Consider the following 14166-nt stretch of genomic DNA (forward strand, 5'->3'; position numbering starts at 1 on the left):
CAAGGCTTTCCCAAGCCGCTCTAACTTCAATGACTGAAGGCGCCAGAATATTGGAAGCCGACAGCTATGGTCCTAAAGTCTACCTGCTGGCAGACGGAGACATCCTCAAACTGTTTCGCCGCAAACGCCTTTTTTCTTCAGCGTTGTTTCACCCCTACTCCAAACGCTTCATCGACAACGCGGCGGAGTTGCGCAAGCGTGGAATCCCCACCTTGACCGTACTCAAGTTCTTCGAACTAAGTGCCCCCGGCATGACCGCGGTGCTTTATCGACCATTACCTGGGCAGACACTGCGTCAAATGGCCAGCCAGAAAGACTTTGACTGGCAACAGAACCTCGAGCCGCTGGTGGCCCTGATTCGTCGATTGCACACGGCCGGCATCTACTTCCGCTCATTACACTTGGGCAATATCGTGATCACGCCCGACAATGAAATGGGGCTGATCGATGTAGCCGATATGCGTTTCTTGCGGGCGCCGCTGCCTCCCAGGCTGATCAAGCGCAACTTGCAGCACTTTGCACGCTATATTGCGCGCGAAGAGCTGAACGAACGCTTTCCAATGCAGGCACTGGAACAAGCGCTGTTACCGGCATGAAAACAGCCGCCGCGAGGTTTCAGTGAAATCTGTCCAGGCCCGCTCCGGCGCCAGCGCTCGCGACTGACCGTCAAGGATCACCTCGGCAGACGCTGAAAATGCGCGCTCCATGAGGTTGCTCCAGGCACCGGCATCGTCCGGCGGCGCATACCAGCCGGCCTCAGCCAACTGCTCCCGGAATACCGCAAGCTCACTGGTGAGCACCGGAACTCCCGAGATCACCGCCTCTTGCAAGATCAAGCCCAGCCCCTCGTCCAGCGATGGAATGGCTACCCAGTCAAACGCTCGATAAAGCGTTGCGGCCTCTGGCAGATGACCTGGGAGAAAAACTTTGCCACTCAAGCCCAAACGCTCGATTCCGGCTTCAAACGAGAGCCGCTCGGGGCCCTCGCCGACAATGACCAAGCGCGCATCGGGTCGATGTACCGACGCGGCAGCAAAGGCCTCCAGCAGACAGGCAAAGCCCTTGCCACTCACCAAGCGGCCTACCGCACCCAGCACCGGCGAGGCTTCCAATGGCACTCCCAAGCGAGCTCGAGCCTGCTCACGAGACAGCGACCCGGCACGAAAAGCGACCGGGTCGTAGGCGCTGCGCAAGACTGCAACAGGCCGGCGCGTGTCACATTCAAGGGATTGGGCGAGAGTGTTCGACACAGCAACCAGCGTCAGCTCAGAGTCCGAGAACCTCTCAAACAGTTTGAGATCGCTCCCGCGCAGGCGAGTGGTGCCATGAAAAATGACCACAGCACGCACCCCTGGCACAGCCCTGAGTACTGGCAGTAACGCTCGCGCAACACCGATACCATCCAGAAGCACCACTTCCACGTCTTTCGGCAGGGCCTTTTTAAAACGCATGCGCATCCAGGGAGCCAGCAACTTCCAGATGCGCCGCTCCTTGAGCTGGTCAGAAGAAAGATTCCACTCGACAACGTGGTTGCCCAGATCGCCAACGCCCGCACTTCCTTGAAGCAGCCAGGTGTTGATCGATGCACAGCCCTCAACGCGAGAAAGTATCTGTTGATGTACCTTCTGCACCGAAGCAAAGGCAGAGCCGCCGGCCCACATGATGTTAAGAATGCTCATTGAAAAAATGACCTTGATACGTGGTTTCGCAAGCCCGCCATGTGCAATTCAGTGATGCCTGGTCGACCTTTGATCAAATAACTGAACCCGACGCGGACGATATCAAAAAGCCACTAAACATTCCCGACAAGTCGATATCAAACACCCAATCGCAACCGCAATCTTTCCACCAGACTCAAGGGAGCACGCGCTCTCAAGGGCGGTTGGAGCGCATCTACGATACGCCGGCCAATCTGGGCAAAACTGAACTGTTTGACCGCAAGTTCCTGTCCATTACGAGCAATATCTGCCGCCAGTAACGGATTCATGCGCAAGTGGACCAACTTCTCCTGCAACTGAGGGATGTCCTTGTAAAACACGACGTTGACCATGTCTTTGAAACCCAAGGCCTCATTCTCGGCAGCCCCTTGATCGAAGGCCAGCAAAACACAGCCACAAGCCATCGCTTCAAAGTTCTTGATCATGTACTCGCCCATACCCACGTCGGCACTGACGAAAAAACGAATCCGATTGAGGGTCGCGCAGTACTCTTCGCCTGACTTGGTTCGCGTGACCACCAAAGGTTCAACCCGCGCCAGCTCATCCAGCAATGCCTTGCGGCCGCTATAGGCAACACTGTTGGTACTGCCGACAAAGGCCAGTTCGATATCACGCTCACGCCCTTGCTCCTGCAAAAGCGCCTGATCGTAACCCTTGGGTACGAACACCGCGTCGAAACCTTCCTCGCGCAAGCGCTCGGTCACCATATGCCCTGAACTGATCACCCGCGCCCAAGGCAAGCGGCGGTAATGGGCACTGAACTTGCCCGTGTACTTGCAGGGAATGTAATTCTGATAAGCATCGTGCTCGAGAATCACCAAGTTGGGCACGGTGCGAATGAACCCGACCTGGCGTATCTCCTGCTTGAAGCGCAGGAAGAAGATGATGCGGTCATAACGGGAAACATCGACCTCCCGCCGGAAGTAACGACGCAAGTTGCGTTGCTCGTCGCTGCTCAGCCAGCGCACATCGCATTCACAATTCTCGGCGACGCCTTCGTACAAACGATCCAGGATGGCTCGCTGTTCTTTCTGCACCAGAAATAAAACCTTCATCATCTTCCTTTCGACGCTGAGCAGTCCGAGAAAAAAATCGACATTGCCCTGTTGTCTTGGCACAAGGCAGTTTTAAAGCAACAACTCACAAACGCCAGAACAACTCATGCCTGCGAACCGCCTTGCGGAAAAACTCGTTTTCACCGTAAGTCGACCCTGAACGGCCGGCCAACCAACGCTGCAGGTATCGTCGGACACGTCGTTTGAAGGGCGCTGATGGCTGCAAATCATGCATCATCCCCAGCGCCATCGCCTTGTCAAACTGCTCGGCCTGGGACAGCGACAGGCACCACGGACGCAAGGCGGCCGTCGCATCGAAGAGCGGTGGCAAGGCGACGCCGGCTCCAGAATCGCCCATGGGCCAGCGGTCGTTGTCATGCAGATGGTTGGCGTACCCGAGCACGCTGTGCGGTTGCCAGTCCAATCCTTGCAAGGCCTGCATCACCGCCGCCTGGGCGCAGATATGGTCGGGATGCGGGTCCAATGACGGGTGCGGCAGCACTATCACTTCAGGCCGGGCCTTGAGCAACAGCGCCCGCAGATCCGCCAGCAGGTTGTCCCAGGTCGGCAGGCCGTCCCGGTCAGCAGGCAAGGGGAACGGATTGAACTGACGGAACAGGCGGATATCGCTCAACTGCGCCTCACGCGAGGCTACCGGCTGCTGCGGATCGGCCTGCATGGCCGGCAGTTGCAGGCAGAAATACCCCAATTGCACGCAGTGAGCCTCGGGCACGCCGGCCCAGCGAGGCACGGCGATACTGTCCCAGGCCCGCAAGCGGCCCTTGATACGCGCCGCCTCGACCGGGCTCATGCCCATGGCCTGATAATGTTCGGCCTCGATTTCACCCGCCGTCAGGGTCACGATCCAGGCTTCGTCAGCCTGACTGTACAAGCCGAAGGCTGCCAGTTCGGCATCATCGGCATGGGGTGCGATCACCATCACCCGCTGACGCCGGTAGTCGGGGTCGCGCCAAGCCAGCAACCGAGGCTGGACCTGAATCCGGCAGAAGCGCCCGCGCAGTTGCAGCTCGCCGCGAACCAGGGGACCGGCCAGGCCACTGAGGTTGAGATAGCGCAGGCCATTGACCCCGCGCTCGAACGCCTGGCGATCAGCGCTCGGACCACCCAGCACCTCAATGGCCGGGTCGAGAAATCGCCCGATCCAGGAGCTCTTGACCTGCACTCCGAGAATCAGGGTTTCATCCGCGCCCAACTCTGGCGCCGGATCCAGCAACAAACGCCCCGCCTCCAGACGCACCGCGACCTGCCGGGCTTCATGACCGAAGTCGTAGCAGTAGTCATCCTTGGGCGAGTAGAACAGGTGATCGGCAAACCAGGCCTCATGAGCCAGCCAGCCAAGCACCGCCAACAGCAGCGGCAACCACCAGGCCACCAGCCCCCCCACCAGCAGCAACAGGACCAGACCCGCCAACAGGACGATTCGTTTGTTGCGCCGGTGGCGCTTGAGCAATTGCTGCTTGCGACTCATGGACGGACTCACACCTGGAAAACCGGCACAGGATTGCACCAACGATCCTTGTATTCACGATCGGCGCGACCGAAGGAAAAACGCAGCGGCTTGTTCAAGGCCCGGGCCTGCTCCCAGGCGCTCTGGGTATTGAGGAAACTCAGCACACTGCCGGGGCTGAACTCCCGCGTCTCGGGATCGACCCCCCCATTGACGTACTCGACGCTGATCCACTGCGGGGCTTCGACCCGGTAGATCAACTGCACGGCTATCGGCGCATCGTTGAGAAAGATCACCGAGCCAATCAGCAGCTCGCGCAGGCGCTCCAATACCTCGGCCATGCGCTCGGCCCCCGTCGCGGCAAAACCCCAGCGACGCTGGAACAGATCACAGTAGATTGCCGCCAGCTCAGCACTGCTGAAATCAGTGACTGCACGCACAACGCCGCCGGCCTCCTCCAGCAGGCGCAGTTCGCGGCGCTGGTTGTAGCGAAACTTCTTCGATAACTCTTCCGGAGTGCGGGCCATGGCCAATTGTTCGGCTTGGGGCCTGAGGGCGGTGAAGCGCCCTTGGTTGAGCGCGGAAAGATAACGTCCGCGATGGCGCAGCACGGCCTGGGCCTCCGCGGCGGCCGGCAGGATCAGCTCGGCATTGCCGATATCGAACAATCCCTTCTTGCCGGCACGCTTGAGCACGTCCTTGGACAGCGCCAGATCACGCCCCCACGTGGCGATGGCCGCCTGCAGCTGGCCGTTGTGTTCCCAGGCCAGATAACGCACGGGAATCTGCGCCAGGTCCGCCAGTTGCTCGACCACCAGCGGGTGAGTCGCCACGCTGCCACCAAAGCGCTGCCAGGCATCGGCATAGGTCGATGCGTCAATGACTGACCAGCCGCGTTCGCGCCAGCCTTGAAATCGATTGAGCATCAGCCCCTCGCGGTCAGATCGGTGACTTGTGGCAAACGCCAGAATACGTCGCGTACGGCACGGTCGGAGAAACGCTCACGCAGGCGATCAAGCATCAATTCGGCGCAGACCCGCCGCTGATGATCATCCATCGCGGCCAGGTGCTGCAGCCCTTGCGCCATGTGCTCGACGTCACCCAGCGGAAACAGGATACCCACACCCTCGACCACTTCCTTCGCACCACCACAGGCGGTGGCCAAAAGGGGCACGCCGGCGGCCATGGCTTCCAGCAGGACCATGCCAAAGGGCTCGTGGTCGGAGCTCAGGGCAAACACATCGAACGCGCGGAAGTAGCGCCGGGCCTGCGGCACCTGCCCAAGGAACAGCACGCGATCGGCGATTCCCAGTTCCCGGGCCAGGGATTTCAGCCCCTTCTCCAGGCGGCCGGTACCCAGGATCGCCAGCTGGCTGTGTGGCGGCAATTGCGGCACGGCGGCAGCAAAACCCCGCAGCAGAGTGGCCTGGTCCTTGTCCGGATGCAGGCGCCCGACATTGCCGACAATCCAGGCCTCAGCGGACAGGCCCAGCTCGCTGCGGGCCTGGGCCGCGCTCAGTTGTTCGGCTTGCAGCGCCTCAAGGTCGATACGGTTGTACAGGGTCTGAATGCGCTGCGCCGGCCATTTCGGCAGGCAGGCGCGCATATCGTCACGCACCGCATCCGACACCCCGAGCAGGCTCAAGCGTTTGCGGAACAGCTGGGCGAACAGCTTGCGGCTGCCACGCTTGTAATCGGAAAACGCATGATGGACGCCAATCACCGGCAAGCCCGTGCCCAGCAGGGCAATGTAGATCGGCTTGAAGCGATGAGCGATGCAGAAGCTGAAATCGCGCGAGGCCGCAATCTTGCGCAAGTCACGGATCGCGCCCAGCTTCAGGCCACGAATGGCCTTGGAACTGTATTCCATGAACAGCACTTCATCTGACGCACAGCCCGCCGCCACATCGGCATCGGCGGCCCCGGTCAGAAACACCGTGGTCACCCGATAGCCGCTGCCGGCGAACAGATTGGCGTATTGCCGGGCGCAGTCCAGGAACGGCCCGTCATAGCCGTGACAGAACTGCAGCACATGGCGTTCAGCCGAGCGTGTCATAAGGGTCCACGCCGTCTTTGACCACCAGAATGTCTTCCATGATCAGGTACTGCAGATCGGACCCATAGAACATGTTCAAGGCGTCGGTAGGCGAACAGATCATCGGCTCGCCGCGGCGGTTGAGCGAGGTGTTCAGCGACACGCCGTTGCCGGTCAGGACTTCCAGGGCCTTCATCATGTCGTAGTAGCGCGGGTTGTATTCACGCTTGAGCACCTGGGCCCGGGACGTGCCGTCCTCGTGGACCACTTCCGGCACGCGGGTCTTCCACTCTTCAGCCACTTCGAAGGTGAAAGTCATGAACGGCGCCGGATGGTCGACCTTGATCATTTGCGGACCAACGGTGTCGAGCATCGACGGGCAGAAAGGCCTCCAGCGCTCGCGGAACTTGATCTGCTCGTTGATCCGGTCGGCCACGCCCGTGGCGCTCGGGCAACCAATGATCGAGCGACCGCCCAGGGCCCGCGGACCGAACTCCATGCGCCCCTGGAACCAGGCCACCGGGTTGCCGTCCACCATGATCTTGGCGATGCGTTCCGGGGTGTTGTCGATCTGCCGCCAGGCCGGTTTGTTCGGGTGGCGGGCACAGGCGGCGATCACGTCTTCGTTGCTGTAGGACGGGCCGAGATAGACGTGTTCCATCTTCTCCACCGGCACCCCACGGGCATGGGAAACGTAGGCCGCGGCACCGACGGCGGTACCGGCGTCGCCGGACGCCGGCTGCACGAACAGTTCCTTGACCTCGGGACGGGCAATGATCTTCTGGTTCAGCTTGACGTTCAGCGCACAGCCACCGGCGAAGGCCAGCTTGCCGGTTTCCTTGAGGATGTCGCCCAGGTAGTGGTCGATCATCTGCAGGGCCAGCTTCTCGAACAGCGCCTGCATGCTCGCCGCGTAGTGGATGTAAGGCTCGTCGGCGATGTCGCCTTCGCGCTTGGGCCCCAGCCACTCGATGAGTTTTGGCGAGAAGTAGAAGCCCTTGCCCTTCTCTTTGTAGCGGCGCAGGCCGATGACGTTGGCGTAGTCGGTGTTGATCACCAGCTCGCCGTTTTCAAAGCTGGCCAGACGCGAGAAATCGTACTTGCTGGCATCGCCATAAGGCGCCATGCCCATGACCTTGAACTCGCCATCGAGCATTTCGAAACCGAGGAACTCGGTGATCGCGCCATAGAGGCCACCCAGGGAGTCCGGATCGAAGAACTCCTTGATCTTGTGGATCTTGCCGTTCTCGCCATAGCCGAAGAAGGTGGTGGCGTACTCGCCCTTGCCGTCGATCCCGAGGATCGCGGTCTTCTCCTTGAAGCCCGAGCAGTGGTAGGCACTGGAGGCGTGGGCCAGGTGGTGCTCCACCGGCTCGATCTTGACCTTTTTCGGGTCAAAGCCCAGTTGCTCCAGGCACCAGACGATCTTCTTGCGGTAGCGCTTGTAGCGACGGTTGCCCATCAGGATCGCGTCCAGGGCGCGGTCCGGGGCGTACCAGTAACGCTTGGCGTAGTGCCAGCGGGCCTTGCCGAACAGGCTGATGGGTGCAAAGGGGATCGCTACCACGTCAACGTCGGAAGGCTTGATCCCGGCCTGTTCCAGGCAGAACTTCGCCGACTCGTAGGGCATGCGGTTCTTTGCATGCTTGTCGCGCACGAAACGCTCTTCTTCAGCAGCCGCGATCAGCTTGCCGTCGATATACAGGGCTGCTGAAGGATCATGGCTAAGGGCGCCGGACAGGCCAAGAATCGTCAATGCCACAGGGGTCTAGCCTCGTTTAGTCTGCATGCGGGCGCGATGCGCCTTGAAAATAAAGTGTGCTCGCAAGGGGCGAGAAACAACGAAAGGGCGCGATTATAACTGAAAAGCAGGGGCAAGCCTCTAGCCGCAAGCGGCAAGCCAGGGCGCCGCGGCCACCAGGGCCCGCAGCCGCTGCCAGCAACAGCGGCCATGGGTCGCAGGTCAGGCTTGGGTGGAATGGACAGTCTTGGGCAAGCGCTGATCAATCACTTGATACAAATTGCTGCTTTCGGGCCAATTGCGCATGAAGCGCGCGCGATCCCGGGCATAAGCCGGGGCGAAACTGCTCAGGCTGGCGTGCTGGCACATGGAGTCAAGATCGATCAACGCCCAGCGATCCTGGTGCCAGAACAGATTGTGGCCCTTGAAGTCGCCATGACTGATGCGTTCCTTGATCAGCTCGGCAAACAGCCGGTCCAATGCCAGCAACTCCGATTCCGGCGCTGCGCCGCTGTCCACGAACGGCGCAAAACGCTCGATGATGTCGGGCCCCGGCAGGTATTCGGTGACCAGGTAGGCGCGCCGGCGCAACCAGAAACAGCGCTGTTCCAGCAGTGCCAGGGGCTTGGGGGTGGCAATGCCGAGAAACGCCAGGCGATTGCCTTCGCGCCAGGAGTGCCAGGCCCGGCTCGGGCGCCAGAAACGCTTGAGCCAATGGGCGAAGCCCTTGATGTTGTAGCGCTTGACCACCAGGGTCCGACCCGCCACCACGACCCGGCCGACGCTGGCCGCTCCGCCGGTCTTGTACAGATGGCCCTGGTCGAGCAAGGCATCGGCCTGCTCCAACACCGGCCGCATCGCCGCCTCTTCTTCGCGACGGATCGCCCGCAGGGCGAACGGCCCGCGCTGCACGCTGAACAGGGTGCAATCACGGCCGACCTTGTTGAGAAAATCCCGCAGCCGCCAGCCACGCACCTTGTTCACCTGTTTTTCCAGGGCTTCCAGGGGCAAGGCATGCTCGGCATTGCCGAGCAGGTAGTGCACCAGCAGCTCTTCGGTGAAGGGCTCCAGGCTCTTGGGCAACTGGGCGAAGAACACCCCAAGGTTCTCCAGCACCCGGGACCGGGACAGCGGCTTGCCGGCCTCTTCGACGCAAATCCCTGCGCCATCGATCAAATACAACTGGCCGGCATGGCGCAGCAGATTGTCCAGATGCAGGTCTTCCTGCCACAGGCCCTTGGCGTGCAACTGGGCAATCGCCCCGAGCGCCTCGGCCAGCACCGCCGTCTGCTCATCGGCCAGCACCGGCAGGTTCTCCACCTGCTGCCAGGCCTCGCCCAGGCTCTGCGCCCCTTGCAGAAACTCAAAGAGCAGCCAGCCGCCCTCGCCTTCCTGCAAGCCGTCGGCCAGCAGCAGAGGCGTGGTCAGGCCTTGCTGCGCCAGCAGGCGCACGCCGTTCAACTCTCGCTGAAAATGCCGCGCGGCCTTGGGCCCCACCAGCAACTTGGCCAGCACCGGGCGGCCTCGCCAGACCCCGGCGCCCACATAGCGCTGCCCCGGCAACACCCGCAGCAAACTCAGCAATTGCAGTTGCGCCGGGCCAGCGGCATCCGCCAGCTCCAGGCTCAGGGGCAGGGCCGGGCTGCGCCCGCTGTTCTTCAGCTCGGACAAACGCATCAGCGAGATTCCTTATGACTGCTGCGAGCACTGAGACGGGACAGCCAGGCCTGCACCAGGGAACTGTCTGGAGACTGATCCAGGTACGCAGCCAGCAGCGCGCGCACTTCGTCGCCGCTCCACACCGAAGCCCGGCGCAGCAAAGGCTCAAGATCCTTGACCCGATCACGCTGCCCGAACAATAGAGGCCGGGTTTTCTCCAGGTCGATCAACTGCGCCTGGTAACCATCGCCGTGGCCCCGCAGGAAAATATGCTTGGGATAGAAACAGCCATGCACCTGACGCAGGCTGTGCAGCTGCCGGGCCAGTTGCCCGCAAGCCTTGAGCACCGCCTGACGCTGCAGTTCGCTGAGCTCATCCCAACGCAACAGCAGCCCGTCCAGGTCGTCCCAACCGTCCAGGGCCCGGGTCAGGAGAATCGCCCGGGACTCGCCCGCCACCTTGCGCATGCCAAAGAACACCGCCTGCAAGGCCGGAATGCCCAGCAGCTGATAGCGCCGGATATTGCGGAACTCCCGAGCGAAACTCGGCTCGCCGAAAGGCCGGTGCAGGGTGCGGGTCAGGTAGTTGGTCTGACGCTTGAGATAGAACCCCTGCCCTTCCACATCCAGGCGAAAGACACTGCTGCTGCCGCCGCGGCTGGTATTGGGCTCATCCACCGCAGCCAATTGCACGGCCCACAGCTGGTCAAAAGTGCCGAGGCCGTTGCGCTCCAGCAGCGCACGCTCCTCCGGCGCCAGGAAATCAGTCATTCACGCCCCTCAAAAAATCTCACCACGTGGCGAATGCGCTCCTTGTCCGAGGCGCTCAGCCGGTTGCGCTCGCGGTACTGCAGATAGAAACGCAGGCGCTGAGTGGCCGACAGATGATATTTGGCCACCTTGTCCAGGCAGGCCAGATCCTTGGTGATCCGGTACTTGAGCCAGAATCCACGCCAGAAATCGCCGTTCGGACAGTCGATCAGGTACAAGCGGTCCTGGTCGTCGACCAGCAAGTTGCGCCACTTCAAATCGTTGTGGGTAAAGCGATGGTCGTGCATCACGCGGGTATGAGTGGCCAGCTGCTGGCTGATGCCATCGACCCAGCGCCGGTCCTTGAGCCGTGGATCATTGCGCTCGGCCAGCACCGAAAGGTCCTCGGTACGCGGCAACTCGCGGGTGATCATCGCGCCTCGGGAATAGGCCAGGCAGCGCCGCTCCAGACCCCAGGCCACCACATCCGCCGTGGGAATGCCCCACTTGGCGAAGCGCTTGAGGTTCTGCCACTCGAACTTGACCCGTGGCTTGCCCAGGTAGCGCCGCAGGTTCTTGCCGGCGCCGGTGTAGCGCTTGACGTAATAGTGAATGCCGCCCCGTTCGACGCGAATCACTTCGGACAGCGGATCACGGGTCAGGTGCTCGCCCTGCAGGGCGAATACCGCTTCCAGACTGCCGAAATCCTGCGTCAACTCCTGATAGGCGGGGTCCAGATTCCAACTCGCCATCAGAGTGCGTCTCCGTAACGTTGCTTGCGGGCGTAGAGTTTTTCCGCCTTGCCCTCGAGCCAGGACAGCAGCGCCGCCTCTTCGCCCAGAATCTGCCGCAGCGGCTGCTGGAAATAGCCCTTGAGGAAACGCAGCTTGTCGCGGCGCGTCAGACCGATGTCCAGGGCCGAGAAATACAGGGCCGCCAGGTCCTTGTTGCGCCAGCGCAAGGTGATCTTCGGCCGGGTCTGGGCCCGATGCAGATCGATCACCGAGAGCTTGAGGGTCTCCGGGGTGATGGGCCGGTCTGTGTGCAGCAGGAAATGACAGATGTAGCAGTCGCGATGGTTGACCCCGGCGCGGTGCATCATGCCGGTCATGCGCGCCACCTCGGCGATCAGCGCGCGCTTGAGGGCCGGCGCAGGGGGCTGCTTGACCCAGTCGATGCTGAAATCTTCCAGGCTGACGGTCGGCGCCAGCTCTTCGGTGACGATGAACGAATGCTGATCCGCCGGATTGCTGCCGCGCTCGCCGTAGGCCACCGCGGTCATGGTCGGCACGCCGACCTGATGCAGACGCTCCAGGGCCCGCCATTCCTGACCGGCGCCAAGCACCGGCAACTTGGCGGTGAGCAGATTCTTGACGATCTCACCCCAACCGATACCACGATGGATCTTCACAAAATAACCGCGGCCGGCGACCTCCGTACGCAAGGTACGGCGCGCTTCCAGCTCACGGTAGACCTGACCCTTCAGGCCCTCGACAGCATCGAACGCATCGCGTCCGGCCCACAGGCTCTTGAAGGGTTCGGCAAGCATCAACTTCATCGGTGTTGCTCCGCCAGAATCACATCCGCAGCATGCTGCGGCATGCTGTAAAGGTCGGCCGTCTCGGCGAACGCCAGGCCATTACGGCTCCAGGTCGCGCGTGCCGCGTCATCGGTCAACATGGTGTTGAGGTATTGATTGAGCTGGCTCTGCTCGAACGGCTCATCCAGCACCAGGCCGCTCTCGGCCTCGGCGATGTAGTGGGCATAGCCGCAGACCGCACTGACCAGCACCGGCAGCCCGGCCACCAGGGCCTCCAGCAGGACGGTGCCGGTGTTTTCGTTGTAGGCCGGATGAATCAGCACATCGGCGCCCAGCAGGAACCGCGGGATATCGCTGCGCCCCTTCATGAACTGCACCTGATCGCTCAAACCCAGCGCCGCACTTTGCACCTGGAATACCTTGGGGTCGTCCTGGCCGATTACAAACAGCCGGGTGCGTTTTTTCAGCGCCGACGGCAACGCCGCCAGCGCCTTCAGGCTGCGGTCCACGCCCTTGGTCTTGAACCCGGAGCCGATCTGCACCAGCAGCAACTCGTCATCCCGCAAGGCGAATTCGCGACGGAACTCGGCGCGAATCTCGGCGGCGTTGGCCGGGGCCCGGCGGTCCTGGGCGATGCCCGGCGGCAGTAGGTGAAAGCGCTCCAGCGGGGTGTCGTAGTGCTTGATGAACAGCGGCTGCTGGACCTCGGAGATCATCAGGATCTCGGTCTTGGCATCCCGGGCGAATACCGCCCGCTCGTACTCGGCAAAATGTCGGTAGCGGCCCCAGCGCCGGTACAGGGAATGGCGCAGGTTCTGCGCCTTGTCCTCGAAACAGCCGTCGGCGGCGTAGTACACGTCCAGCCCCGGCATCTTGTTGAAACCGATCAGTCGATCCACCGGACGCTTGGCCAGGTCGGCCTCCATCCAGGCGCTGAGCTTTTCATTGCGCCGATGGTTGAACAGCGCCTTGACCGGCGCCACCAGCACTTCGAAGCCGGGAGGCACATCGCCCTCCCAGATCAGGGTGTAGACGCGAATCTGGTGCCCGCGCCGCTGGCACTCCAGGGCAATGCGCATGAAGTCGCGTTGCAGGCCGCCAAAGGGAAAATACTTATAAAGGACAAAAGCCAATTGCATCAGCGCGGCTCCTCAGCCAGTAACAAGGCGCTCAGTCGGCTGGCGACACGCTCGGGATTCAGGCGAGTGAAGCACAGTGGCCACTCGCGCTTGATGTCATAGCGCTGCTGGTCCACAGCGGAGGGCTGGTAGGTGCATTTTTTCTGCAGGCACGGCGCGCAGGGAAAGTTGCTGCCCAGGTGGATCTGCACCTTGCCATAGGCGCCGGTGAGGCCCGGATTGGTCGGGCCGAACAACGAAATGGTCGGCACATCCAGAGCCGCGGCAAGGTGACCCAACCCGGTGTCGACGGCCACACAGGCCTGGGCATCGGCCAGCACCTTGGCGACCCCGGCCAGGTTCAGCTTGGGCAGCACCGTGGCATTTCTCAGGCCACTGGCGATGCGCTCGGCCCGGGCTTTCTCGGCGGCGTTGCCCCACGGCAGCTTGACCTCCACCCCGAGCATGCCCATGCGCTCGGTCAACTCGCGCCAATAGGCTTCGGGCCAGTGCTTGGTGTCCCAGGTGGTGCCGTGCAGAAACAGCACGAAGGGATTCTTGCGCGGCAGCTCCACCAGCTTCTCGACATTCAGACCGTAGTCGCCCAGGCCCTGCGGCAGGTCGTAGCCCAGGGCCACGGCGAACAGCTGACGCACACGCTCCACCGCGTGCTGCCCACGGGCCACCGCCAGGCGCCGCGAATAGAAACGCGACGCCAGGGGCTCACGGGCCGAGTTCTTGTCCAGCCCCGCCACCGGGGCACGCACGTAGCGAGTCAGCCAGGCGCTTTTCAGCAGGCCCTGGGCATCGATCACCAGGTCGTACTTGGTCGAGCGCACGCTCTGCTTGAAGCGGCGCCACTCGCCGCTCTTGATGGTCTGCCAGATGTTCTTGCGCCAGCGACGGATCGCCACCGGAATCACCTTGCCGACCGCCGGATGCCAGGTGGGGATCTCGGCAAAGCCTTCTTCCACCACCCAGTCGAACTTGATCCCGGGAATGGCTCGCGCGGCATCGGTCAGCGCCGGCAATGCGTGAATCACATCCCCCAGGGACGAGGTCTTGATCAACAGTACCCGCAAC

The 14166-nt window shown here is 62.0% G+C and carries 13 protein-coding genes; 1 reads left to right on the top strand and 12 read right to left on the bottom strand.

The genetic code is table 11. The annotated features are described in order from the left end of the window. The first annotated feature begins 29 nt into the window (after positions 1-29). Complete coding sequence (locus L1O02_RS28385) at positions 30-596, top strand: lipopolysaccharide kinase InaA family protein (RefSeq protein ID WP_173664399.1); 567 nt, start codon at positions 30-32, stop codon at positions 594-596. Here L1O02_RS28385 and L1O02_RS28390 read toward each other — a convergent pair. The 12 genes from L1O02_RS28390 to waaC all read right to left on the bottom strand — a co-directional run bounded on the left by L1O02_RS28390 (position 585) and on the right by waaC (position 14165). Next, positions 585-1679 carry a glycosyltransferase gene (locus tag L1O02_RS28390; protein ID WP_108545937.1) on the bottom strand — a complete coding sequence of 365 codons (1095 nt, stop codon included), beginning with the start codon at positions 1677-1679 and terminating at the stop codon, positions 585-587. The genes L1O02_RS28385 and L1O02_RS28390 overlap by 12 nt on opposite strands. A 137-nt stretch (positions 1680-1816) precedes the next feature. Further along, the gene (locus L1O02_RS28395) at positions 1817-2773 is read right to left on the bottom strand and encodes a glycosyltransferase (protein WP_060842301.1); all 957 of its coding nucleotides are present in this window, start codon (positions 2771-2773) and stop codon (positions 1817-1819) included. Positions 2774-2858: 85 nt separating this feature from the next. After that, entirely contained in the window at positions 2859-4262 is a 1404-nt protein-coding gene (locus L1O02_RS28400; protein ID WP_108545936.1) for a PIG-L family deacetylase, read from the bottom strand. An 8-nt stretch (positions 4263-4270) separates the two neighbouring features. After that, positions 4271-5167 (bottom strand): antimicrobial resistance protein Mig-14, encoded by an 897-nt coding sequence (locus L1O02_RS28405; protein ID WP_060837225.1) that lies wholly within the window; start codon positions 5165-5167, stop codon positions 4271-4273. Beyond that, a complete protein-coding gene (locus L1O02_RS28410) occupies positions 5167-6297 on the bottom strand; it encodes a glycosyltransferase (protein WP_235759137.1) in 1131 nt (376 codons plus the stop codon). Before L1O02_RS28410 ends, L1O02_RS28405 begins: the two co-directional genes overlap by 1 nt. After that, on the bottom strand, positions 6281-8038 hold the full coding sequence (locus L1O02_RS28415; protein ID WP_016968301.1) for a carbamoyltransferase: 1758 nt from the start codon (positions 8036-8038) through the stop codon (positions 6281-6283). Before L1O02_RS28415 ends, L1O02_RS28410 begins: the two co-directional genes overlap by 17 nt. A gap of 201 nt (positions 8039-8239) precedes the next feature. Next, the gene (locus L1O02_RS28420; protein ID WP_235759139.1) at positions 8240-9694 is read right to left on the bottom strand and encodes a lipopolysaccharide kinase InaA family protein; all 1455 of its coding nucleotides are present in this window, start codon (positions 9692-9694) and stop codon (positions 8240-8242) included. After that, a complete protein-coding gene (locus tag L1O02_RS28425; RefSeq protein ID WP_060837222.1) occupies positions 9694-10446 on the bottom strand; it encodes a lipopolysaccharide kinase InaA family protein in 753 nt (250 codons plus the stop codon). Before L1O02_RS28425 ends, L1O02_RS28420 begins: the two co-directional genes overlap by 1 nt. After that, a complete protein-coding gene (locus L1O02_RS28430) occupies positions 10443-11177 on the bottom strand; it encodes a lipopolysaccharide kinase InaA family protein (RefSeq protein WP_060837221.1) in 735 nt (244 codons plus the stop codon). Before L1O02_RS28430 ends, L1O02_RS28425 begins: the two co-directional genes overlap by 4 nt. Then, positions 11177-11983: a lipopolysaccharide core heptose(I) kinase RfaP gene (gene rfaP / locus L1O02_RS28435; protein WP_060837220.1), complete on the bottom strand. Its 807-nt coding sequence runs from the start codon at positions 11981-11983 to the stop codon at positions 11177-11179. Before rfaP ends, L1O02_RS28430 begins: the two co-directional genes overlap by 1 nt. Next, positions 11980-13104: a glycosyltransferase family 4 protein gene (locus L1O02_RS28440; RefSeq protein WP_060837219.1), complete on the bottom strand. Its 1125-nt coding sequence runs from the start codon at positions 13102-13104 to the stop codon at positions 11980-11982. Before L1O02_RS28440 ends, rfaP begins: the two co-directional genes overlap by 4 nt. Then, positions 13104-14165, bottom strand: a complete 1062-nt coding sequence (gene waaC, locus L1O02_RS28445) for a lipopolysaccharide heptosyltransferase I (RefSeq protein ID WP_108545934.1) — start codon at positions 14163-14165, stop codon at positions 13104-13106. The genes L1O02_RS28440 and waaC overlap by 1 nt, the downstream gene beginning before the upstream one ends. Position 14166 lies beyond the last annotated feature (1 nt).

Source organism: Pseudomonas sp. BC42, from assembly GCF_021560055.1.
Taxonomy (GTDB): domain Bacteria; phylum Pseudomonadota; class Gammaproteobacteria; order Pseudomonadales; family Pseudomonadaceae; genus Aquipseudomonas.